Source organism: Flexivirga endophytica, from assembly GCF_014640635.1.
GTDB classification, from domain to species: Bacteria; Actinomycetota; Actinomycetes; order Actinomycetales; family Dermatophilaceae; genus Flexivirga; species Flexivirga endophytica.
Window position 1 is genome coordinate 488,727 of sequence record NZ_BMHI01000001.1, and the last position, 24,311, is coordinate 513,037.

18 protein-coding genes are annotated in these 24,311 nt (G+C 67.7%); 16 read left to right on the forward strand and 2 right to left on the reverse strand.

Annotated features, from left to right (window positions below; all coding sequences use genetic code 11):
* Window positions 1-98: 98 nt before the first annotated feature.
* The 10 genes from IEX71_RS02265 to serA all read left to right on the forward strand — a co-directional run bounded on the left by IEX71_RS02265 (window position 99) and on the right by serA (window position 13,023).
* Entirely contained in the window at window positions 99-1,430 is a 1,332-nt protein-coding gene (locus tag IEX71_RS02265) for an ABC transporter substrate-binding protein (RefSeq protein ID WP_229749388.1), read from the forward strand.
* On the forward strand, window positions 1,427-2,341 hold the full coding sequence (locus IEX71_RS02270; protein ID WP_188835324.1) for a carbohydrate ABC transporter permease: 915 nt from the start codon (window positions 1,427-1,429) through the stop codon (window positions 2,339-2,341). The genes IEX71_RS02265 and IEX71_RS02270 overlap by 4 nt, the downstream gene beginning before the upstream one ends.
* Entirely contained in the window at window positions 2,338-3,234 is an 897-nt protein-coding gene (locus IEX71_RS02275) for a carbohydrate ABC transporter permease (RefSeq protein ID WP_188835325.1), read from the forward strand. Before IEX71_RS02270 ends, IEX71_RS02275 begins: the two co-directional genes overlap by 4 nt.
* Complete coding sequence (locus IEX71_RS02280; RefSeq protein ID WP_188835326.1) at window positions 3,231-3,953, forward strand: hypothetical protein; 723 nt, start codon at window positions 3,231-3,233, stop codon at window positions 3,951-3,953. Before IEX71_RS02275 ends, IEX71_RS02280 begins: the two co-directional genes overlap by 4 nt.
* Complete coding sequence (locus tag IEX71_RS02285) at window positions 3,950-5,038, forward strand: glycoside hydrolase family 172 protein (protein ID WP_188835327.1); 1,089 nt, start codon at window positions 3,950-3,952, stop codon at window positions 5,036-5,038. Before IEX71_RS02280 ends, IEX71_RS02285 begins: the two co-directional genes overlap by 4 nt.
* On the forward strand, window positions 5,035-6,168 hold the full coding sequence (locus IEX71_RS02290) for a DUF5005 domain-containing protein (RefSeq protein ID WP_188835328.1): 1,134 nt from the start codon (window positions 5,035-5,037) through the stop codon (window positions 6,166-6,168). Before IEX71_RS02285 ends, IEX71_RS02290 begins: the two co-directional genes overlap by 4 nt.
* Entirely contained in the window at window positions 6,165-8,615 is a 2,451-nt protein-coding gene (locus tag IEX71_RS02295) for a GH116 family glycosyl-hydrolase (protein WP_188835329.1), read from the forward strand. Before IEX71_RS02290 ends, IEX71_RS02295 begins: the two co-directional genes overlap by 4 nt.
* Window positions 8,612-10,132, forward strand: coding sequence for an FGGY-family carbohydrate kinase (locus tag IEX71_RS02300; protein WP_188835330.1), 1,521 nt, complete (start codon window positions 8,612-8,614; stop codon window positions 10,130-10,132). Before IEX71_RS02295 ends, IEX71_RS02300 begins: the two co-directional genes overlap by 4 nt.
* Window positions 10,119-11,753 carry a fucose isomerase gene (locus IEX71_RS02305; RefSeq protein ID WP_188835331.1) on the forward strand — a complete coding sequence of 545 codons (1,635 nt, stop codon included), beginning with the start codon at window positions 10,119-10,121 and terminating at the stop codon, window positions 11,751-11,753. Before IEX71_RS02300 ends, IEX71_RS02305 begins: the two co-directional genes overlap by 14 nt.
* A 79-nt stretch (window positions 11,754-11,832) precedes the next feature.
* Window positions 11,833-13,023: a phosphoglycerate dehydrogenase gene (serA, locus tag IEX71_RS02310; protein ID WP_188835332.1), complete on the forward strand. Its 1,191-nt coding sequence runs from the start codon at window positions 11,833-11,835 to the stop codon at window positions 13,021-13,023.
* 68 nt (window positions 13,024-13,091) lie between these two features.
* On the opposite strand, the gene IEX71_RS02315 is transcribed toward serA, so the two are convergent.
* Window positions 13,092-14,294, reverse strand: a complete 1,203-nt coding sequence (locus IEX71_RS02315; RefSeq protein ID WP_189428302.1) for a MalY/PatB family protein — start codon at window positions 14,292-14,294, stop codon at window positions 13,092-13,094.
* Between the two features lie 5 nt (window positions 14,295-14,299).
* A complete protein-coding gene (locus IEX71_RS02320) occupies window positions 14,300-14,938 on the reverse strand; it encodes a DUF6891 domain-containing protein (RefSeq protein WP_188835334.1) in 639 nt (212 codons plus the stop codon).
* Window positions 14,939-15,064: 126 nt separating this feature from the next.
* Here IEX71_RS02320 and IEX71_RS02325 point away from each other — a divergent pair, with 126 nt between their 5' ends.
* From IEX71_RS02325 to IEX71_RS02350, 6 genes are all read left to right on the forward strand, one after another.
* Window positions 15,065-18,169, forward strand: coding sequence for an McrB family protein (locus IEX71_RS02325; protein WP_188835335.1), 3,105 nt, complete (start codon window positions 15,065-15,067; stop codon window positions 18,167-18,169).
* The gene (locus IEX71_RS02330) at window positions 18,166-19,368 is read left to right on the forward strand and encodes an McrC family protein (RefSeq protein WP_188835336.1); all 1,203 of its coding nucleotides are present in this window, start codon (window positions 18,166-18,168) and stop codon (window positions 19,366-19,368) included. Before IEX71_RS02325 ends, IEX71_RS02330 begins: the two co-directional genes overlap by 4 nt.
* Window positions 19,369-19,405: 37 nt before the next feature.
* The gene (locus IEX71_RS02335; RefSeq protein ID WP_188835337.1) at window positions 19,406-19,942 is read left to right on the forward strand and encodes a hypothetical protein; all 537 of its coding nucleotides are present in this window, start codon (window positions 19,406-19,408) and stop codon (window positions 19,940-19,942) included.
* A 167-nt stretch (window positions 19,943-20,109) separates the two neighbouring features.
* On the forward strand, window positions 20,110-20,871 hold the full coding sequence (locus tag IEX71_RS02340) for a DUF4352 domain-containing protein (protein WP_188835338.1): 762 nt from the start codon (window positions 20,110-20,112) through the stop codon (window positions 20,869-20,871).
* Entirely contained in the window at window positions 20,859-22,118 is a 1,260-nt protein-coding gene (locus tag IEX71_RS02345; protein WP_308420948.1) for a DUF445 domain-containing protein, read from the forward strand. The genes IEX71_RS02340 and IEX71_RS02345 overlap by 13 nt, the downstream gene beginning before the upstream one ends.
* A 270-nt stretch (window positions 22,119-22,388) precedes the next feature.
* Window positions 22,389-24,224: a class I SAM-dependent methyltransferase gene (locus IEX71_RS02350; RefSeq protein WP_188835339.1), complete on the forward strand. Its 1,836-nt coding sequence runs from the start codon at window positions 22,389-22,391 to the stop codon at window positions 24,222-24,224.
* Window positions 24,225-24,311 lie beyond the last annotated feature (87 nt).

The following is a 24,311-nucleotide window of genomic DNA, read 5'->3' on the forward strand; positions in this document are numbered from 1 at the left end:
CGCGCCGATGGTGCTGGTGCACGCTGTCGTAAGTGAGAAAACGTTTTCTCACACACCGCCGACTGCACAATGCCGTTCGAGTCACATACGGAGATGCCATGACCGACAAGAAGTCCGAGTCGCCGAGTCGCCCCAGCCGGCGCTCTGTGCTGCAGTTCCTGGGTGCAGGGGCGGCAGTGCCCGCCATGTCATCCCTTGCTGCTTGCGGCGGCGGCTCCAGCGGCGGGCCGGAAGCAGCCGGCAAGGGCGAGCTGTCGCTGGTCTACCTCGGTGACGCCACGCAGCAGAAGGCCTTCAACCAACTCTTCGACGCGTTCAACAAGGCGCATCCCGACATCAAGATCAAGGCGAACGGCATCGCGGCCAAGGACTGGGGTTCCTTCGCCAACACCGTCTCGACGCAGATCGCCGGTGGCAAGATCCCGGACATCGTCGACGTGGCCACCGAAGGACAGCAACTCTTCTCCTCCAAGGGGCTGCTCGAGCCGCTGGACTCCTACATCAAGAAGGACAGATCAGTCACCGACGCGTTCTACGCCGGAATCGACCCGCACCTGAAGGAATGGACGACGAAGTACGGCTCGCCGGACGGCAGGACCTACTTCATCCCCGGTGGCTACAACACCGTCGTGATGTATTGCAACACCGAGGTTTTCAGCAAGGCCGGCGTCGATCTGCCCGCGCCGGACTGGTCCTGGGACGAGTTCGAGAAGGCGGCCAAGCAGATCAAGGAGAAGACCGGCGCCTACATGCTCGGCATCGGTTACGGCTTCCCGTTCGTCGACATCATGCCGTGGCTGCTCACCAACGGTGCGTCGACGATGGACGCCGACTGGAAGAAGGCCACCTTCGACACACCCGAGGCGATCGAGGCGGCGACCTTCGTCAAGAAGCTGCTCGACGCGGGGTACTCGCCGAAACCGGGCGGGTCGTTCGACGCGCCCTCGGCATACGCCAAGGGCAAGCTGGCAACCCTGGGCGGTGGTCGCTGGCCGACGCTGGACATCCGCCGGCTGAAGATGGTCGACAAGACGCACATCGTGAACTGGCCGAAGAACAAGGAGAACGGCTCCCCGGTCGGCTGGGACGGCTGGCCCATCCTCAAGGCGTCCAAGAAGAAGGACATGGCCTGGACGTTCCTGAAATGGTTGATGAGCAAGGAGGCCGGTGAGTTCTACGCGAGCATCGGTGGCACCAACGTGCCGGCGCTCACCTCGGTCGCACAGAGCAAGGTCTTCACCAAGGATGCGCCGAAGGGCTCGGAGCTGCTGTCCAAGGCGGTGTCGTACGGCGCCCCGATCCCGAGCCCTGCCAAGGGAGCCGAGGTGCAGACCGCTGTCACCAAGGCCTGGCAGGCCGCGCTGACCGGGACCTCGTCGGTCGAGGCAGCGCTGAAGAAGGCGAACACCCATATCCAAGGGCTCCTGTGACCACAGCCCCTGGTGAGCAGGTCACCACGACGGGCGCGGGCCATCGCGGCTGGGTGGGTGTCGCCTTCGTCAGTCCGGCAGCGCTGCTGTTCGTGGTCTTCATCCTGGGCCCGTTCGTCGCCGCGATCATCCTGTCCTTCTACAGCTGGGACATGCTGACGCCGTCGAAGTTCAACGGCATCGGCAACTTCACCCAGATGTTCAGCGACGCGACGCTCTACAAGGCGCTCGCCAACACGTTCATCTTCTCGATCGCCTCGGTGATCACCCATCTGATCGGCGGGTTCCTCCTGGCGCTCGGCGTGAACAGACTCGCCAGTCGTGCGCTTTCGTATTTCGTGCGGACGTCGTTGTTCTTCCCGTTCGTGATCTCCTGGGCGGCCGTCGCGTTGCTGTGGAAGTACGTGCTCGATCCCACCTTCGGGATCGTCACCTACTACCTCGGCGAGATCGGCATAACGTCACCGGACTGGTTCACCGACCCGCACTGGGCGCTCCCGGCGATCATCGCGATCGACTGGTGGCACACCATCGGCTTCACGTTCATCATCATGTTGGCCGGACTGCAGACCGTCCCCGGCGAGCTGATCGAGGCCGCCCGGTCCGATGGCTGCAACGGTTGGCAGGTGCTGTGGAACGTCACGATCCCGCTGATGTCGCCGACGATCTTCTTCGCCGGCGTGATCACCTTCATCGGGGCGTTCCAGATCTTCGACCCGGTGCAGATCATCACGCCCAACGGCGGTCCGGACAATGCGACCCTCACGATCGTGATGTACCTCTACCAGAAGGGATTCCAGTCCTTCCAGGTCGGTTACGCGTCCGCCGTGTCGCTGCTGGTCTTCGCCATCATGGCCGCGGTCACCGCGCTGCAGTTCTGGGCGAGCAAGAAGTGGGTGCACTCCGTATGAGTGTGGATCTGACCAAGCCCACCGGCGTCGAGACCGCCGACGACCCAGCGCCGAGGCCGCGCCGCCGGCGTCGCCGTTTCACGCCGGGGCAGGTGCTGCTGGGTGTGGTCCTGGCCGTGCTGGGCGTCGTGATGCTCGCGCCGTTGGTGTGGTTGCTGGTGCAGAGCTTCACCGAGGAGGGCGATGCGTTCGGCATACCGCCCGGTTGGCTGCCGAAGCCCTTCACGACACAGAACTTCCAGGACATCGACGGGCTGATCCCGTTCTGGCGGATGGCGTTGAACAGCCTCATCGTCGCCGTCATCTCGACCGGTGGGTCGCTGCTGGTGAGTGTCCTTGCGGCATACGGCTTCTCGCGTCTGCCGTTTCGTGGACGGGACCGGATCTTCGCACTGATGCTCGCGGCACTGATGGTGCCGGTGCAGATGACGATCATCCCGGTCTTCATCCTGATGCGGAACCTGCACATGATCGACACACTGCAGGCGCTCTGGCTGCCTGCGCTGATCAACGTCTTCTCGATCTTCTTCTTCCGGCAGTACTTCAACACCATCCCGAAGGAGTTGGACGAGGCAGCACGGATCGACGGTGCGAGCCACCTGTGGATCCTGTTCCGGTTGATCGTGCCCCTCAGTGGTCCGGCGCTGGCGGCGATGGCGATCCTGACGTTCGAGGCGTCGTGGAACAACTACTTCGGTCCACTGATCTTCCTGTCCAGTCACGACAAGATGACGTTGCCGATCGGCTTGGTCACTTTGCAAGCGGGACAAGGCGGTTCGTCGGTCGTCGTCTTCGCGGCGATCACCGCGGTGGTGGTGCCGGTGCTGGTCGTCTTCCTGATCTTCCAGCGTGCCTTCGTCGCGAGCATTGCATCGGCGGGGATCCGCGGATGAGTGCTGTGGGGAGTGTGCCCGCCCAGCAGCGGGTCCTCTTGCGCAGGTCGATGCGAGGGCTCTGGTCGCACCTGCCGTTGCTGACCCTGGCCAGTGCGGCGGTGTGCGGCAGCGCGTGTGTCGCCGCGCTGGTCGCTCCGGGAGCGACGCCGTTCTCCGTAGTGGTCATGGCGATGTTGGTCGCACCGGCCGCGGCCGCGATCGGTGCCGTCGCGAACGCCGTTGTGGGAGTGGACGATGCGACCTTCCGCCAATGGTGGCGGGCGTGCGTGGTGGGGGTTCGCCACGGCATACCAGCTGTCCTTCCACTGGCCGTCGCCGGCGCGCTCTTCCTGGTCGCCGTCCAGGTCTGGCAGCGCACCGGCCAGCCGGTCGTCCTCGCCTCCGTCGGAGTGTCGGGTGCGGTCATGGTCGGCCTGCTGCCATTGACCGCTGCGATGTTGCACCTCGTGACCGGCCTGCCGCACCTGAGCCGCACCGCCCAGTGGCGGACCGCGGTCGAGCTGTCGGTGCGCTGGCCGGTGCGATTCCTGGCCGCCCCGGTGCTGCTTGCCTTCGGTGCCTGGCTGGCAACGCAATTGAGCGCCTCGTTGCTGCTGCTCGCACCCGCGCCGGCGGCGCTGGTGGGCGCCGCGGCGTTCTGGACGAGCGCGGTCGAGACCGGCCGACTGTCGATCGAATTCACCGAAAATGATGTCTTGGAGAGGGAATCCGTATGACGTTCAATGACCTCGCCCGGCTGCGCGACGTGCAGACGTGGTCGATCTCGCCCGAGAACTTCGACGGCCGCAAGGGCGGTGGCGCCCGAGCGACCGAGGGCACTGGCGCGGCATGTGCCGCGGAACTCGGGGTCGGCTGGAAGGTCTCTCCGAGCGTGGACGTCGGTGGTCGCGAGACGTTCGAACTCGCCGCCATCGACCAGCCGGCCACGATCACACACATCTGGCTCACCACCCACCGCGACAACTGGCGCAGCCTGGTGCTGCGCGCCTACTGGGACGCCTCGGACGAGCCGGCGATCGAGGTGCCGCTCGGTGACTTCTTCGCCAGTGGCTGGGGCAGCTTCGCGCAGGTCTCGTCGAGCATGATCGCCGCGAACCCGAACGGTGGTTTCAACAGTTACTGGCCGATGCCCTTCACGAAGTCCGGTCGTATGACGATCGAGAACCTCTCGCCCGACACAGCGACCGTCTACTACCAGATCACCTATGAGACGGGCCGGGACCAGCGCGACAACGGTTACCTGCACGCACAGTTCCACCGCTCGAACCCGCTGCCGTACAAGGAGACCCACCCGATCGTGACCGACGTGCAGGGTCGCGGGCACTTCGTGGGGACCTACCTGGCCTGGGGAGTGAACAGCCCCGGCTGGTGGGGCGAGGGAGAGATCAAGTTCTATCTCGACGGTGACGCGTCGGAGGGCCATCCGACGATCTGCGGCACCGGCACCGAGGACTACTTCGGCGGAGCGTGGAACTTCGACGTTCCCGGCAGCGGCTACACGGCATACACCACGCCATACCTGGGAATGCCGCAGGTGATCCCTCCCGACGGGCTCTATCACTCCCAGCAACGCTTCGGCATGTATCGCTGGCACGTGCCGGATCCGATCCACTTCGCGAAGGACCTGACGGTCGACATCCAGGCGCTCGGCTGGCGGCCGCATCACCTCTACCGGCCGCTGACCGACGACATCGCGTCCACGGCCTTCTTCTACCTCGACCGGCCGGTGACCAACAGACCCGCCGTCCCGACCGCGGAGCAGCTCGAGATCACCGGAGAGCCGATGGAGGCGCTGCTATGACGCCGCGGCGGATACGTGCGGCCGGCGGTTTGCTCGCGGCACTGGTGTCGTGCACGGCGTGTGTCGGCGCCTCCTCGGCGGCCAAGGCGCAGTCGGACCGCGGCGACCAGCCTTCGGTGCGGCTGGAGGTCGCCGATGCTCCTACGGTCAAGGGCGGCGCCGACGGTGACCTGTGGCCGAACTGCTGGGGCCGCGACGGGCAGGTGTATGCCGCATACGGTGACGGAAAGGGTTTCGGCGGCTCCGGATCGGACATCGGGGTCACCCGCATCTCCGGCACGCCGGAGAGCGGGCTGGACGGCACCAACCTCGCGCAGGGCGACGCCCTCGGGCAGGTGTGGTCCGGCTCCGGCTTCACCCGCAAGCCGACGGGTATGGCGTGCGTCGGTGACAAGAAGTACCTCGCTGTCGAGGACCTCTCCGGCGACTTCAACCAGGCGCCGGCATCGACCATCGCGTCGTCGAACGACGGCGTGCACTGGGAATGGGACACCAAGAAGCCGATGTTTTCCGACGGTGTCTTCACCACGGTGATGTTCCTGGACTACGGCAAGGGCTACCGGCACGCTCACGACGGCTATGTGTACGCCTATGGGTTGGACGGCAACTGGCGCGACTCCTACAGCGATGTGGTGCCGGATCCGACCGAGCTCTTCCTCGCCCGGGTGCCGCGCGACGACGTGCAGGATCGGTCGAAATGGGAGTTCTACCAGGGAACTTCGCACGACAAGCCGACGTGGACCACGCGCATTGCGGAGAAGCAGCCGGTGCTGACCGACACCCGGCGCAGCCTCCTGGGCCACTCGGTGATCAGTCAGGGGGGCGTCGTCTACCTGCCGTCACAACATCGCTACCTCTACACGTCGTGGACCGAGAACACCTTCGAGTTCTATGTTGCGAAGCAACCATGGGGTTCGTGGACGCACACCAATTCAGTTGATTTCGGTGCCTATCCGTGGACGACGGACAAGTTCGGTGGTTACGGACTGTCCTTGCCGTCGAAGTTCATCTCCAAGAACGGCAAGTCCGCCTGGCTGCAGTCCAACGTGTGCCCCTGCGCGCCCGCGGGCATGTCCGACTACGACTTCTCGCTGCGCACCGTGCAGATCGTGGGTGACACGCGGCGATGAAACTCTCGCAATGGCCGGTGACCCGGTCCTACGACGGTGCGCAGTGTGAACGCATCGCGATGCCCGTCGGCGGAATCGGCACCGGCACCGTCAGTTTCGGTGGCCGCGGGCAGCTGCTGGACTGGGAGCTTTTCAACCGCCCGGCGAAGGGCAACGACCCGGGTGCCTTCCTGGCGCTGCGCACCGACGACGGTGAACGGGTCGTCCAACGGGTCGTCGAATCCACCTTGCTACCAGGAGAGTTGGCAGGTTCCTGGGGGAGCGGAGTGCCCCACAGCGGACTGCCCCGCTTCGCAGGCGGCAGGTTCGAGGCGGCATACCCCTTCGGGAAGGTGCGCCTGCACGACCCGGACGTGCCGCTGCACGTCACGGTCGGTGCGATGAACCCGCTCGTCCCCGGTGCCGCGGACGACAGCGGCATACCGCTGATGCTGCTGCGCGTCTCGTTGCACAACCCCGGCTTGCGACCTGTCCGGGCATCGCTGTGCCTGAGCATGCCGAACGTCGTCGGTCACACGCCGGGCGAGCAGTTGCCCGACGGCAATGTCTTCACCGCCGAAGAGCTCGACGGCGCAACGATGCTCGTCGGCCGTGGCACCCGGGTGTCGGCCGACGCGGAGTCGTGGGGAACCCTCGCGGTGGCGACCAGGGGTCGACCGGCGTCGAGCCTGCGCACCACCTGGGCGCACCGGTCATGGGGTGACTCACTGCTGGACTTCTGGGATGACCTGTCGGCGGACGGGCAGCTCGACGAGCCGCTGGAGCCGGCGCGGGTCCCGACCGCGTCGCTGGTGCAGGGCGACGTGGTCGAGCCGGGTGACACCGTCGAGCTGACATTCGCCGTCGCGTGGCACTTCCCGAACCGCCGCGCTTGGACGCACGCCTTCGCGCCCGCGCCCCGCTTCGGTTACGGCGACGAGATCGTGGGCAACCACTACACGCAGCGGTATGCCGACGCTGCCGAGGTGCTGCGTGTCGAGCTGCCCCGGATGGACGACTTGGAGCGCAGGACAAGCGAATTCGTCCAGCTGATCGCCGGGTCCGACCTGCCCGGGCCGGTGTCCGACGCGGTGCTGTCGACGCTCTCGGTGCTGAAGTCGACCACCTGTTTCCGGATCGCGGACGGCACGTTCCTGGCTTGGGAGGGCAGCAACGACGACCACGGCAGCTGTCACGGGAGCTGCACCCACGTGTGGAACTACCAGTACGCTCTCGAGGCGCTCTTCCCGGATCTCGCATGGAGCATGCGCGAGGTCGAGTTGCTGAACAGCATGGACGAGCGCGGCATGATGAGCTTCCGCGCCGAGCTGCCGCTGCAGACCAACGGGACCGGCTGGCGGGTGGCCGCTGCCGATGGCCAGATGGGCGCGCTGGTCCGACTGCACCGCACCTGGCAGCTGACCGGCGACACCGACCACCTGCGTCGGCTGTGGCCGGCGGCTCGGCGGGCACTGGAGTTCGCGTGGATCGCCGACGGGTGGGACGCGGACCAGGACGGTGTGATGGAGGGCTGCCAGCACAACACGATGGACGTCGAGTACTACGGACCCAACGGTGTCGGCCAGTCCTGGTACCTCGCTGCGCTCGGAGCGATGGCGCAGTTGTCGCAGGTCGTCGGGGACGACGAATTCGCCTCTCGTTGCGCGAAAGTGCGTGACCTCGGCGCGTCCGCCACCGACGGGGAGCTCTTCAACGGGGACTTCTACGAGCAACACGTGCTGCCCCCGGGCGACGACTCCCACATCGCGGAGGGACTACGGATCCGGCACACCGGCGACAACCCGGACATGGGATCGGACGACCTCGTCGATCCCGACCTCCAGCTCGGCCTCGGCCTGGCCGGGGACCAGCTCGCCGGTGTGACGATGGCGACCGCCGGAGATGTCGAGCACGGCCTGAACCCCGGCAACGTGCGACGCGCGCTGGTCGGCATCTGGGAGCACAACCATCGCGACAGCTTCCTCGGCCACTTCAATCACCTGCGGACGTTCGCGTCGGGCGCGGAGCGTGGTCTGGTGAACTGCAGCTACCCGCGCGGCGGGCGTCCGGAACGCCCTTCGCCATACAGCAACGAGGTGTGGACCGGCATCGAGTACACGGCCGCCACGGGTCTTGCGCAGGTCGGCGAGCATGCGATCGCAGCGCAGATCGCGGCCGACGTGCGCAGCCGGTATGACGGCACCGCACGCAACCCGTTCAACGAGGTCGAGTGCGGCAACCACTACGTCCGCTCGATGGCGGCGTTCGGCATGGTCTCGGCCTGGCCGCGCGCGACGATCGACATCGCACGCGGGCTGATCGTCACCGACCGGGTGCCGGGTGACTGGCCGGTGGTGGCCGGAGAACTCCTCGGCACCTTGCACATCACGAAGGACGAAGCGACCTACCTGCCGGTGCGCGGCGGAGTGCTGTCGGTGATCGTCCGCGATCAGGAGGAGGCGGGATGACCAAGGTCTTCCTCGGGGTCGACATCGGCACGTCGAGCAGCAAAGGCGTCCTCGTCGGCAGCAACGGTGAGGTGTTGGCGTCGGCGACGCGGGAGCACGACGTCCGACGCCCGGCTCCCGGCAAGGTCGAGATGGACGGCCGCGTGTGGTGGGACGAATTCTGCTCATTGGCAACCGAACTCGTCGGTGGGTCGGTCCATCAGGTAGCGGCCGTCGGAGTCAGCGGGATGGGTCCTTGCGTGTTGTTGACCGACGAGCAGGACGACCCGGTGCGTCCGGCGATCCTGTATGGCGTCGACACCCGCTCCGGAGCGCAGCAGGAGGCCTGCAACAGCAGATACGGGCCCGAGGAGATCCTGCGCCGGTGCGGGTCGGCGATGTCCAGCCAGGCGGCGGGTGCCAAGGTCGCGTGGGTCGCGGAGCACGAACCGGAGGTCTACGCCCGCGCCCGCCGGCTTTTCATGCCCTCATCGTGGCTGGTGCGCAAGCTGACCGGCGAATACGTCCTCGACCACCATTCGGCCAGCCAGAGCACCCCGATGTATGACGTCCACGACCACTCCTGGATCGATCCCTGGGCCGGCGAGGTCGCACCCGGGATCGAGCTGCCCCCGCTGCGCTGGGCCGATGAGGTCGCCGGCCGTGTCACAGCCGAGGCGGCTGCGAGAACCTCGCTGGCGGAGGGGATTCCGGTCATCACCGGCACCATCGACGCCTGGTCCGAAGCGATCAGTGTCGACGCACACAACACCGGTGACCTGATGCTGATGTACGGCACCACCATGTTCCTGATCAACACGGTCGCCGAACCGGTCCGGGTCCCTGCGCTCTGGGGCCCGGTCGGCGCGCTGCAGGATACCTTCAGCCTGGCCGGCGGGATGGCGACCTCGGGCGCGATCACCGCCTGGCTGCGTGATCTCTACGGTGGCGTCGGCTACGCGCAACTGGCGCAGGAGGCAGCCGAGGTGCCGGCCGGTGCGGAGGGGTTGTTGATGCTGCCCTACTTCGCGGGTGAGCGGACGCCGATCATGGATCCGTCCGCGCGTGGTGTCATCGCCGGTCTCACGTTGTCCCACGGACGAGCGCACATCTACCGGGCTGCGTTGGAGGCCACCGCTTTCGGCGTGCGGCACAACATCGAGACGATGCTCGATGCCGGCGCCTCGGTCGGTCGGGTCGTAGCGGTCGGTGGCGGCCTCGCCACCGACCTGTGGCCGCAGATCGTCACCGATGTGACCGGGGTGGAACAAGTCATCCCGGAGCGCACGATCGGTGCGTCATACGGCGCGGCATACCTGGCAGCTACGCAGGTGAGTGACGTCGCGATCCGCGACTGGAACCCGCCGCGCACCATCTGCCGGCCCGACCCGGACAACCGACGGCGCTACGACGAGCGCTACCGGCTCTATCGGCAGCTCTACGACAGGACCCGCGACATCGCGCACGCGCTCGCGTCCGCGGACACCGACGACCACGCACCCGCCGCTTCAGAAGGAGACTCGAATGACCACGTATGACGTGCCCGCCGTGCGACCGGAGCCGACCGCAGCACCGCGTGAGGTGTGGACGGTGGCCAGTGGCGACCTGCGCCCCGCGGCGAACGAAACCTGTTGGCCGGTGCAGGAGAAGCTCGAGCGGGACCTCGGCGCGGCCGTGGAGGGGCTGGGCTGGTCCGTGCACCGCGGCCACCCGTATGACGAGGCCAAGAAGCACGGCTTCATCGACAGCCAGCGCGCCGGCCTGGAGATCTTCAAGCAGATCCCGCCGGACGCGCCGCTGATCGTCGTCGAGGCGGTCTGGCAGTACAGCCACCACGTGCTCGCCGGACTGCGCAGCCACCGCGGACCGATTCTCGTGGTCGCCAACTGGGTCGGCGACTTCCCCGGCCTGGTCGGCCTGCTCGGACTGACGGCCAGCCTGACCAAAGCCGGTGTCGACCACTCGGCGTTGTGGAGCAAGGACTTCACCGACGACTGGGCGCGCAACGGACTGCGGACCTGGTTCGAGACCGGCACCATCGTGCACGACCAGAGCCATGTCCACGACCTCGGCGAACAACCCGAAAGCCCCGAACGCGAGCTCGGCGTCGCACTCGCCCGGCAGCTGAAGGCGGACAAGGCCATCGCCGGCGTCTTCGACGAGGGCTGTATGGGCATGTACAACGCGATCTTCGACGACGAGCTGATCAACCCGCTCGGCATCTACAAGGAGCGGCTGTCGCAGAGCGCGCTGGTCGCTGAGATGCAGAAGGTGACCGACGACGAGGCCGAGGGTGTGCACCAGTGGCTGATCGACCGGGGGATGACCTTCCACCTGGGCACCGACGAGGCGACCGAGCTGACCAAGGCGCAACTGATCAGCCAGTACAAGATGTACATCGCCGCGCTGCGCATCTCCGACGACTTCGGGCTCGACGCGGTCGGCATCCAGTACCAGCAGGGGCTGAAGGACACCGTCCCCGCGAGCGACCTCGCCGAGGGCCTGCTGAACAACGTGCAGCGCCCGCCGGCCTTCAGCCGGGACGGTTCACGCGAGCTGTATGCCGGGAAGGCGCTGCCGCACTTCAACGAGGTCGACTGGGGAGTGGCGGTGGATTCCCTTGCCACCAACCGGATCTGGACCGCGATGGGTCTCGACCCGGCGACGACCTTGCACGACATCCGCTGGGGGGAGGAGTATGACGGGCGGTTCGTCTGGGTGATGGAGATCTCCGGCTCGGTGCCGGCTTCCCACCACGGCGGTTACGACAAGTCGTACTCCAAGCGGCAGAACCCGATGTTCTTCCCGCTGGGCGGTGGGACGCTCGCCGGTGTCTCGAAGCCGGGCGAGGTCGTCTGGTCGCGCGTCTTCATCATGGATGGCGTCCTGCACGCGGACATCGGCCGGCTGACGGCGGTCGAGCTGCCCGAGGAGGAGACGCAGCGGCGGCTGAACGCGACGAACCCGGAGTGGCCGATCATGCACGCGGTGCTGCACGGCGTCACCCGTGATCAGTTCATGGCGCGTCACAAGGCCAATCACCTCTGCGTCACCTACGCGCCGGACGGGGAGACCGCGGACCGCGCGCTCGCCGCCAAGGCCGCGATATTCGACGAGCTCGGCATACGGGTGCACCTCATCGGCAACGCCACCGTGTAGCCGCCCGTATGCCGGATGCGTCGCCCGCATTCCGGACGCGCTGTGAGGCCGCGAGGCGCCCAGTGGGAGACTGCCGCCTGTGAAGGCGCTGCTCCTGGAAAGCATCCACCCGTTCGCCGAGTCGATCCTGCGCGAAGCAGGTTTCGAGGTCGAGACCCGGACCGGGGCTCTCGACGAGTCCGAGTTGATCGACGCCCTGCAAGGCGTCGACCTCGTCGGTATCCGGTCCAAGACCGAGATCACGTCCGGCGTGCTCGAGAAGGCGAGCGGGCTGACCGCGATCGGTGCGTTCTGCATCGGCACCAACCAGATCGCGTTGGAGGACGCGGCTTCTCGTGGCATCGCCACCTTCAACGCGCCGTTCTCCAACACGCGCAGCGTCGTGGAGCTGGCAGTCGCGGAGATCATCGCGATGGCCCGCCGGCTCACCGAGAAGGACAGCTCGCTGCACGACGGCGTCTGGGACAAGAACTCCAAGGGATCCCACGAGATCCGCGGCCGCAAGCTCGGCATCGTCGGCTACGGCAACATCGGCTCGCAACTGTCCGTCGTCGCCGAGATGCTGGGTCTGCAGGTCTTCTTCTACGACACCGACGACAAGCTCGCGATGGGCAACGCGCACCGCTGCGACAGCCTCGAGGAGTTGCTCGAGACCGCCGAGGTCATCACGCTGCACGTCGACGGCCGGTCGGGCAACGCCGGGTTCTTCGGCGCCGAGCAGTTCGCCAAGATGCGGGAGCGCTCGCTCTTCCTGAACCTCTCCCGCGGGTTCGTCGTCGACTACGACGCACTGCGCGAGAACCTCCTGTCCGGGCACATCGCCGGTGCTGCCGTCGACGTCTTCCCGACCGAGCCGAAGAAGCGCGGCGAGGCGTTCGAGTCGCCGTTGCAGGGCATCCCCAACGTCATCCTGACCCCGCACATCGGCGGGTCGACCGAGGAGGCGCAGGAGGACATCGGCCGCTTCGTCGCCAGCAAGCTGCGCGACTACATCAGCCGCGGCACCACCACGCTCAGCGTCAACCTGCCGTCCCTGTCGATGGAGGAACGCCCGGGTGGCCGGCGCATCACCCACCTGCACCGCAACACCCCGGGCGTGTTGGCCAAGGTCAACAGCATCCTCGCCGAGCACGGCGTCAACATCGAAGGCCAGTTGCTCAACACGCGCGGCGAGAACGGCTACGTCGTCACCGATGTCGCGCAGTTGCCCGATGCCGCGGTCGCCGACCTCAAGGCCATGCCGGAGACCACTCAGCTGCGGGTCATCTAACCCCACGAAGTTTCTCCCCCGCTGCGCTCCTCCGAATACTTCGCGGGGGCCCCGGCTCCATGTCCGATTCAGTCAACAAGACCGACCAGTCGGTCGGCGATCTCACCGATCACCGCATGCGACGTGGCCAGCGTCAGACGCAGGAATCCCGCTGTGCCACAGGCGGTTCCGTTCGTGCCGAGCACGTCGGTGCGCTTTGCGACCTCACCCGGGTCGATGTCGGCCTTCCGCAGGTCCAGCCAGTGGATGTATGTCGCCTCGGGGGCCGCGTAGCCGATCGACGGGGCCTTCGCGATCCGGTCGGCGAACAGGTCGCGACCGCGCCGCAGGTAGTCCACGACCGCGTCCAGGTGCGCCACACCCTCCACGCTGTATGCCGCCGACGCGGCGACCGCTCCGAGCGGCGACGTGCCGTGCCGCACCACGAAGGGCGACGCCGACCAGCGACGCCGGTGCTCCGCGGAGGTCATGATGAGCTGCGCACATGCCAGGCCCGGCAGGTTCCAGCCCTTCGACGCCGAGACGGCAGTGACGGTATGTGCCGCGGTGCGCTCGTCCAGGGCGGCATACGGAATGTGCTGATGCCCGGGATAGACCAGGGGAGAGTGGATCTCGTCCGCGAAGACCGTTGCGCCGGTCGCCTCGACGACGTCGGCGACGGCCAGCAGCTCGTCGCCGGTCGCGACCTGACCGGCCGGGTTGTGCGGATTGATCAGCACCAGCAGCCCACCGCCGTCGAGGGCGGCGGCCAGTCGCTGCGGGTCGAGGACGAAGCGGCCGTCGACCTGATCCATCGGGAGCGTGCGCAACTCTGTGCCCAGGGCGCCGGGCAACTCCAGGAACGGCATGTATGCCGGCGTCGGCAACACCACCGGCGTCCCGGGCCCGACCAGATGACCGATGGTGAACGCGAACGCGCCGAGCACATCCGGAAGCAGTTGCACGTGACCGGGATCCACCGTCCAGCCGAAGCGGCGCTGCTGGAAGTCGGCACACGCGGCGGCGGTCTCGTCGCTGACGACGGCCGGTAGATAACCGGTCAGGCCCTGGGCAACCGCCGCGGTGATGGCGTCCCGCACCGTGGGCGCCAGCGGAAGATCCGATTCGGCGATGAACGCGCCCAGTTGATCCCCGGAGGTTACCGACCACTTGACCGATCTGCGTGCTCGCAACTGTTCGACGCCGAGCCGGTCCATGGCGGCGTCGATGCCGCCGTGCTTGATGTCGTTGATGCTGTCTACGTCGTCGCCGTGTCCGATGCCCACGGTCATCGACACTAGCCCTCGTCGGCCAGGTCGACGTAGGGCACCGCATAACTCCCGAGGACCAGGATGCGCTGGCTCTCCGTCCCGTCCCAGTCGACCTGCAGGCCGTGCGCGGCGAACCTCCGGGCGACACGTTCGCCGACCTCCACCGCGCCCTCGCCGGTCTCGCTGAAGACCCCGAAGGCGACGAAGAGTTGTTGCTCGAAGATCATCCGCTCCACGTCGGTGACGGTGCTGAAGCAGTAACCGTCGATCGAATGGCCTTCTCCCGCGAGGACGTTCGCCGCTTCGGAGATCGCGGACAGCGATTGCTGGACGTCACGACCCTCGCCGAAACCGAAGACGATCCCGCTCGCGGTGAGTTCCTCCAGTGCGGTGATCAGTCCGAGCGCCATTTGGCTGGGGAAGGGCACCTGGATGTTGTGGTCCCGGATCAGCCAGTCGACGACACCGGGCACGGCCTCCTCGGTGATGTCGGCCTCACGGAGCGCGGCGTCGCCGGCGAGTTCCCAGCGCAGCCGGTCCTCCAGCTCCTCGCGGCTGTCGGTGCCGATGCAGATGCGCAGCGCCAGCCGGCCGAGAGCGGTGTTCGGATCGGGCGGGAACTCGCCGGTGAAGTTGACGTCGGAGGGGAGCTGCTGTGCGGACACGGCATCATGGTGCCAAACTCTGCGTGCTCTCACGTGGGGTTCCACGTTGCCCACCGAACGAGACCGCCCATCCCGTAATCTGGACGATGGTCCTTTCCCTTCTGCGACTTCGGAGTTGTCAACGCTGTGGCCCTCGCCGACATCACCCGGGACGACGTACTCGCCGCATTGCAGGAATGGCAGTCCCAAGGTCGGGATTCCTTCCTCGCGGCATACGGTTTCGAACCCGATCTCGAGCACGTCCTGCACTTCGACGGTGTGGTGTATGACGCCCCCGCCGTGGCCGCCGCGGCGCACGGTTTCGCGCGCGCCGAGTTCGGACCGCTGACGCCCGTCTCGATGCCCGCCGCCGACGCGGTGAGTGAGCACCTGATCGGACTGGGCTTCGAGGTCAAGCACGCCCAGCGCGCCAACACGCCCAGCCCCGGCCGGCAGCGTGACCTGCGCCGTTGGAAGGCGACCTACGAGCTGATCAAGGTCGCCGCGAACAACGACGCAGCGGCGCAAGCGCTGTGGCACCAGGTCGATTCGTTGCGCGAGGAGCGCATCGCCGAGGCCCGGGAACTGATCGGGACGCTCGCGGTCGGGCGTGACCTGCACGCGTTCGTCGAAGGGTTCGCCGTCTGGTCGAGGCGGCCGGGGCCCTTCGCCCAGCACGCGTCGAGCCTGCCCACCTGGCTGGGTCAGCTGCGCAGCACCGCGGAGGGATACGAGCGGGATCTGGCCGATCTGCTGGTCGAGACGACCCAGACGCCCCGCGATGACGACGAGGCCGCCCAGCGCATCCGGACGCTGGAGGAATACACCGAGGGCAAGCTCGACGGCTCGCGTGTGCCGACGGCGCTGTCGGTCTTCTGGTCGACGGACGAAGCCGGTGACTGGCCGATCCTCTGGCCCGGTGGCTCCGAGCCGTTCCAGACGCTCGGTTGGATGGGCCGGCACCTCAGCCACTCCGAGCGCTACCTCGCGTTCGCCGAGTTGTGCCGCAGCTTCGAGCCGGACGATCCGGGTTTCGCGGAGCGCCTGATCGGCTACCTCGGCAGCAAGCAGCACTTCTTCGGCCTGGGCACCACGCTGCCGGACATCTGCGAGGAGGCCGCCGCGCTGATCGCGGACTACAAGCCGGGCCTCGGTTACCCGGACGCGGACTCCGAAGCGCGCGCCGCCGGTCTGGCGCTTCAATTGCGCGGCGCCGCAACGCTTTCGGTCCGGTCCCTGCACAAGCCGTTGCGGGACGCCACCGGGCTGCGCTTGCAGGAGACCAATCTGCAGACCCGCACCGGGCAGTCCAAGGACGCGCCGTACCGCGTCGACGCGCACGCGACCTGGGCGCTGCCCGGCGGCACCGGCGCTCCCGGATTCCGGTTGTGGATCACCCGATCCGGCGTCGCGGTCGGCCTGCACTCCGGATGGGACGGCCCGGGCTCGGGTGCGCGCCACGAGGAGATCGGCGGCGTCGTACAACAGCACCTGCCCGAGGGCATGCGCTTCTTCCACCTGCGCACGACCAGCAGCCCCGACCGGGTGGAGCCGGTGGGCCGCGAATACCCCGGCGGTGAGGTCTATGTCGGGCGCTGGTGGCCACACCCGGAGTCTCTCGGTCGGGCCGACTTCGCCGACGACATCGTCGACACGGTGCGCCGGCTGTCGCCGCTCGTGGAGGTCATGTCGGGCAAGGAACCGACGCCGACCGGGCCCGTCGACCTCGACCTGCTCGCCCAGCTGGAGCGCTTCGTCGCTGAACGTCCCTACCCGAGCGACCGCGACAGCTGGCACCAGGAGCAGCGCAGGTCGCTGGCGCAGGCACTGGAGCCGGCCGGGCTCGACGCCTTCGACATGGCGGCGTTCCGGCGCCTGCTGAGCGGCCGAGCCTACGGTCACCCGGGCACGCACTCGGTGCTGCAGGCGAGCCTGTCCACGATGGACGCCGCCGGTCTGGACGCCTTCGCCCGCGCGCTCAAGGTGCTGCTGTGGGGAGATGGCGACGACGTCGCCCGCATCGAGGACATCCTCGGCGAAGGCATGCCGGCTCCCGGCCTCGGTGAGGCCGTGGTCATGAAGCTGATGGCGGTCGCGCACCCCGGCCGCTACCTGCCGATCCACTCACTCGGCGGTGCGGACGGCAAGATCGCCGTGGCCCGCGCGGTCGGCGTCGAGTTGCCGAAGATCGACAGCCCCAACCGGGCCCGGCTGCACGTCGTGATCAACGACCGGTTGCGGGCTCGCCTGGAGCCACTGCTGCCCGGTGACCCTTGGGGGCAGGTGCAATTCGCGCTCTGGCTGCTGCACAAGGGCGAGTCGGTCGCCGACCCCGAGCGTGACCTCATCGCCGAAGCCGCAGCCGAGCTGCTGGTGGACGAGGACTTCCTGCGGGAGGTGCACGGGCTGCTGGAGGACAAGAAGCAGGTGATCTTCTACGGCCCGCCCGGCACCGGCAAGACCTACCTCGCCCAGCGGCTGGCCGCGGCACTGCAGCCCGATTCGACCAAGCGCCAAGTCGTGCAGTTCCACCCCTCGACGTCGTACGAGGACTTCTTCGAAGGCTTCCGCCCGCGCCTGGACGCCGACGGACAGATGGTCTACGAGCTGCGCAAGGGACCGCTGGCCATGCTGGCCGAAGCGGCCGAGGCGGACCCGACGACGCCGCACATCATGCTGATCGACGAGATCAACCGCGCCAACCTGCCGCGGGTCTTCGGTGAGCTGCTCTACCTGCTCGAATACCGCTCCCAGTCGGTCATGACGTCATACCGCCCGGACGAGGGCTTCGAGCTGCCGCCCAACCTCTACTTCATCGGGACCATGAATACCGCGGACCGGTCGATCGCACTGGTCGACGCGGCGCTGCGCCGGCGCTTCCACTTCGTGCCGTTCATGCCGCACGAGGGCCCGATGGAGGGCCTGCTCCGCCGCTGGTTGGAGGCGCACGGCGGCCCCGTCTGGGTCGCGGGAGTCGTCGACCTGGTCAACGACGAGCTGCGGCGTGCGCTGCGCGGCCCGCACCTGCAGATCGGCCACAGCCACTTCATGGTCGAAGGGCTGAACGACGCTGCGCTGCAACGCATTTGGACCTACAGCATCTATCCGTTCATCGAGGACCAGTTCTACGGACGCGAGGACGTGCTGCGGACCTTCACCTGGCAGAGCGTGCTGGAGCGGCACGGCCCGAAGGCGCGCGCAGCCGTCGGTGAGGAGCCGCCGCCCGCGACGGCCAACACCGCCTCGGCATGAGTGACATCCAGCTGCGCGAGCACGGCGAGAGCGTTCCGATCCGACTGGGTTCGGCCGCGCGCACGGCCCTTCTGGAAGCCGCCGCCGACAAGATCACCGTGGTCGCGACCGCCGACCCCGAGCGGGTGATCCTGCGCACCGGCTCCTGGGTCGGTGCGCTGGCGGTGCCCGGCTGCACGATCCGGGTGGAGCCGCGCGCGCCGATGGAGAACCTCTTCACGATGTTCTCCGCGGGACTGCCGGGCGACGCGTGGGGGAGTGACGCGGTCGGCTGGTCGGCCGACAGCGAGTTGGTCGACGGGGTGGCCGCGTTCCTGCTGCGGGCCATCGACACCGCGACCCGCCGCGGACTGCTGCACGGCTACGTGACCCTCGAGGAGGACACCAGCGTCATCCGCGGCCGGTTGCTCGTGGACCAGCTGGCGACCCGGCCGTGGGCGGCTGCGACGCCGCCCTGCCGGTATGACGAATTCACCCCGGACATCGCCGAGAACCGCCTGCTGCTGTGCGCCGTACGTCAGGTGCTGACCTGGCCGGATCTGCCGCCCCTGGTACGTCGTGACGGCCTGCGCCTGGTGCAGCGTTTCGAGGGTGTCGAGGTCACCGGCCCCGACGATCATCACGGCGAGATCCCGGTGACCCGGCTGAACGAGCACTACGCACCGGCGCTCGAGCTGGCCCGAAAAGCGTTGGACGGCATCACGATCCGACACCTGGACGGCTCGCAGACCGCGCATGCGTTCATGGTCGACATGGACGACCTCTTCCGCCGCTGGATCACGGTCGAGTTGACCAACCGGTTGTGGCCGGACATCAGTTTGGAGGAGCGTCCGCAGTACGCACTCGACGTCCAGGACCAGTGGCACTTCACACCCGACCTGCTGCTTCGGCGCGATCTGCAACCGGTGCTCGTGGGCAACGTCGCATACCATCTGGCCGCGGACCGGCGCGACGGCTCGGACTTCTATCCGCTGCTGGCCTACGCGTCCGCCCTCGACCTGGAAGCGGGTCTGCTGATCTATGCGCACGCCGACGAGGCGCCCGCGTCCGAGGTCGTCGTGCGCAGCATCGGCACCCGGTTGCTGTGCGTCCCGTTGCGTCTCAACGTGCCGGCGGCCCGGCTGGCGGGCTCGCTGGACACCCTCGCGGAACTCGTCCGCGTGGTGTCCTACCCGCGGCAGGCGGCATACGCCCGCTGACCGGCGCCCCGCGGATCCGACCCGGCATACTGGGGCAGTGCTAGCCAAACTCGTCCTGGTGCTGTTGATCATCATTGTCGGCTCGTTCATCTGGTTCTTCGTCAAGGGCAAGGTGTCCAACGCCCACGCGCAGGTGCGTGATCGGGCCGTCGAAGGCAACTTCGGCCGAGCGATCGCCGCTGGTCCGGCCACCAAACACCTGTCGATGATGGGTCGCACGCTGACGCTCGGCACGGATCCGACCCGGGCGGGGGAGCTGATCGTGCACATCGCGACGTCCGACGACCGGGTCACCGACGTGACGTCCGAGGAGGGCGCGATCGTCATACAGATCGACGGCTCCTATCCACTGGCCCGCGCGCAACTGATGGCCGACCGCACCGTCGTCGGGATCGACGCGATGACCTGGGAGATGGGTTTCCCGCAGGGGGCCGCGGTGTGGGACCGGATCGCCACCGCGATCAGCCAGGCGGCGACGCACCAGGGCATACCCGTCGGCGAGGGATCCCGAGAGTTCGTCAAGGACGAGGGGACATCGGGCCGGCCGGAGGTGTGGACGGTTCGTATGACGTGACCGTCGCCGCGGCGCACGCCCACCCGCGGGAGGAAGGCGCGACGCGCCGTGTGGACGCTCCGATCGCACGAGCCGACGAATCACCGGGGCGACCAGGTCAAGTAGCCTGAGGCCCCTGTGCGCGCCGCGCGAGGCCGGTGCATCATCACGAGAGGTACAAGGGGATCATGACGACCACCGCATTCCGCAGGATTGCCTTCGGAGCGGCCCCGGCCGTGCTGCTGGCCGGCGCTCTGGCAGGTTGCAACGACAGTGCGCCTTCGGTGCAGGCGCCGGCGTCGTCGGCGAACGTCGCGACGTCGAGCGACACCGGAGTGCCGACCGCTCCGTCCACGGGCGACGGAACCGACCAGAGCACTGATGACCCGGTGCCCACCGACACCGGTGTGCCCACGGTCTCCGCGGCGCCGCCCTCGTCGGTCTCGGCCGATCCGGCCAAGGTCTGCAACGACAATGACACCTTCCTGACTCCCGGCGCCGTCGCACCGAGCACCAAGAAGGCCAAGTGGGGCAAGCCGCTGGAGTTCAGCCAGAAGTATGGCGGCACCGTCACCATCACCCCCGAGGCCCCCAAGGTGAAGAAGCCGTCGGGCGACAACGACATCTTCGGACCCGACGACGGCCAGGTCAGCCTGCTGATCAAGGTGACCGTCAAGTACAAGTCCGGCGACGAGACCAGCATCGCGGGCATCTACTTCGCGTTGCGCGACACCAAGAACAACGTCTGCGACTTCGCATCGCTGAGCGACGCGGTCCCGAAGCAGCAGCAGTTCGACGACGGGGACGTGAGCAAGACGACCCCGACCTACAGCGGCACGCTCATCTACCACGTGCCGGCCAACCAGGACTACAAGAAGTACACGCTGCTCTACCGGGCCGGTACTTCCGACGACAAGAGCTCGGACGCACCCGTCGCGTGGACCAACTGACGACTCGTCCCGTACTCAGCCCGGCCGACCTCGAACGCCGCAGCCGCCTGCGCAGGATGCGGGTGGTCGCCACCTCGCTGCTGGTCGTCGCCGCGATCGTCTTCGTCGTGACGCACGGCCACGGCGGTGTGTGGGGTTATGTCAACGCCGCGGCGGAGGCCGCGATGGTTGGCGCGGTCGCCGACTGGTTCGCGGTCACCGCGTTGTTCCGCCACCCGCTCGGCCTGAAGGTGCCGCACACGGCGATCATCCCCGAGCGGAAGGACAGCATCGGGCACAGCCTCGAGGACTTCGTCACCGACAACTTCCTCACTGCGGAGAACGTCCAGGAGCGCTTGTCGACCGCGCAGGTGCCGATGCGCGTCGGCCGCTGGCTGGCCGAGCCCGCGAACGCGCGCCGGGTGGTGACGGAGTCGGCGCCCGCGCTGGCCAAGGGGATCGACTCGATCAGCGACGCGGAGGTCGGCGACTTCCTCGGTCGTGTTTTGCTGCCGCGACTGGCCCGCGAGCCGGTGTCGCCGCTCCTGGGCAGCCTGCTCGAGGGCGTCGTGAAGGACGACTCGCACCGTCAGGTCGTCGATCTGGTGGTGCGCGAACTGCACGACTGGGTGCGCGACAACGAGTCGACGGTGGTCTCGCTGATCGGCAGCCGGGCACCGTGGTGGTCGCCGCGCTGGCTGGACGACACCGTCGCCGCACGCCTGCACGTCGAGCTGGTCCGGTGGCTGGCCGACATACGGGACACGCCCGACCATCAGGTGCGTCGCGCGGTCGACGACCTGCTCGCGAAGCTGGCGGACAACCTGCAGAACGACCCGGCCACGATGGAGCGTGCCGAGCAGCTCAAGGTGCGGGTGCTGTCCCATCCGTCGGTCGGCGACTCCCTGGTCGGTATGTGGCAGTCGGTCAAGCGCGTGGTCGTCGAGTCGTTGGAGGATCCGGAGAGCGACCTGCGTGACCGGCTGGTGCGTGCCCTCACCGACCTGGGCGGCCGCATCGTCTCCGACGACAGCCTGCGCGCGTCCCTCGACCGTCGGCTGGGTGAGATCTCCGGTCACGTCGTGACGACATACGGGCACGAGATCTCGACGGTCATCTCGCAGACCATCGAACGCTGGGACGGTGACGAGGCATCGCAGCGGATCGAGCTGCACGTCGGCCGGGATCTGCAGTTCATCCGCATCAACGGCACCGTCGTCGGTGGCCTCGTCGGGCTGCTCATCTACTCCTTGGCCCAACTGCTCTGACGCGCGCTGGCGCAACCACACTCCGCACGCCGCGACGCACGCGACGTCGGGAGGCCGAAAAAGGTGACGCCTGGACGTGACGGTCGCCACATCGTCACTGGACTGCCAGGTAACATTCACCTACTTGTCGGGCAATCTGCCCGGTGACCTGCTAATGGACATCGCAAGACCCCGCGTCGAATCCGCAGGGCGAACACGGCAACCCGCAAAGGACGTCGCCGCGCTCCTCCACCGGTTCGACCGGCTCTTGCCAGGAGAGGTGGCTGACGGATGGCATCCGTGCGACGGCGCGTGCTCAACACGATCCCGGAAGGACCCCGCGGCAAACTGCTTCGGGCGCGGCGCGAGATTCTCGAGCGCAAGGCGGAGGTGACCGGCCGAGTCAGGAACGGGACCGTCCCCGTGACCGGGATGGTGGAGCGCTTCGCCGAGACGCAGGTCGCCGGCTGGGTGATGGTGCCATCGCACACCCCGGCGACACCGGTCACGCTGCACCTGGGGTCGATCCAGCTCTCCTCGACATACCCGACACCGGACGGCGCACTGTCGGCGATGATCGTGACCAAGGAGGACCAGGGTCCGCCCACCGCGCAGGAAGCGGCGAAGCACCGCCGCGTCGTCGGAGGGGGGACGACTGCCGGCCGGCCGGACGGTCGTCGCAACATCCCCGCGGGTTACGAGCAGCGCGCGTTCTCGTTTCAGGTCCGGGCGATCTGGGACTACCTGAGCAAGGGGGACACGGTCACGATCAGGTTCGGTGACCAGCCGTTGCCGATCGTCGGACACGGGATGTTCTTCCGTGCGCCCAAGAAGGGCAGGTCCGATCTCAAGACGCTGCAGCAGCGCCTCGACAAGGGCTTCACCCTCACCCAGACCGGGGGGATCGCACTGTCCAAGCGGCTCGACGAGGAGTGGCAGCGACGGATCGCCGGCATCTACGCGAAGGTGCGTGAAGTCGTCGGCGAGCGCTTCGGGCACGACGTGTTCGTCATCTACGGCACCTTGCTGGGGTCGGTGCGTGAGGGTGGCTACATCGGGCACGATGCGGACTTCGATTCAGCCTTCATCTCCGATCACCGCACCGGCCCGGAGGCGGCCGAGGAGATCGTCGCGATCGCTTTGGCCCTGCTCGACGCAGGTCTCGAGGTCGACCTGCGGCAGCGGGTGCTGCACGTGCACGACCCCGAGGACCGCAAGTACCGCATCGATCTCTTCCATCTCTACTTCGACCCGGAGGGCCGGTTGCGGTTCCCGTGGGGCATCGCCGGAACCCGCGCCTACACCACCGCCGACTACACCGGCACCGAGTTGGTGGACTTTCCCGGCGGCAAGGTGTTGCGACCGAAGAACCCCGAGCCGCTCGTCGCGCACATCTACGGGGACGACTGGAAGCTGCCCAAGCCCGGCTTCCACTGGTCGCACGCACGACGTGACGTCGCCGACGACGGCGTGCTGACCACGGCCCAGCGCGACAAGGTCTACTGGTCCAACTTCTACGCCCGCCACTCCAACACCGAGGGCTCGACCTTCTTCGGTGAGGTCAGCAAGCTCGACGACCTCCCCGACGCAGTCATCGACATCGGCTGCGGGGACGGCCGGGACTCCTGCGCCTTCGGTCAGATCGGCCGCAGCGTGCTCGGCATCGACCAGTCCGGCGTCGCGGTCGAGGGGGCCACGGCCCGTGCGAAGCAACTCGGTGTCGGCGAGCGTGCCACCTTCGAGGTCTGCGACGTGTCCGACTCGGAGGCACTGGGGAAGGCCCTGCAGCAGTTCCGCGACCAGCACGAGGGATCGGTCCTGTTCTACCTGCGGTTCTTCCTGCACTCCATCAAGGCGGAGGTGCAGGAGGACCTGCTCTCGCACATCAGGGCGGTCGCCCGGGACGGCGACCTGTTCGCTGCGGAGTTCCGCACCGACGAGGACGAGAAGCTGAAGAAGACGTTCGGCAACCACTACCGGCGTTTCCAGAACGCCGCGGAGTTCCGCAGCGCACTGGAGGGTCGCTTCGGCTTCGACGTGATCACCGACCAGGAGTCGGACGGGCTGTCACCGTATGGCGATGAGGACCCGATCCTCTACCGCGTCGTCGCCCGTTACCGCGGCTGACCAGCACCGACCCGACGGCTCGACCGACACAGCTGCGCCGCCCACCTGCTGGTGGGCGGCGCAGCCGTGTCCGGGCCGACGCACCCG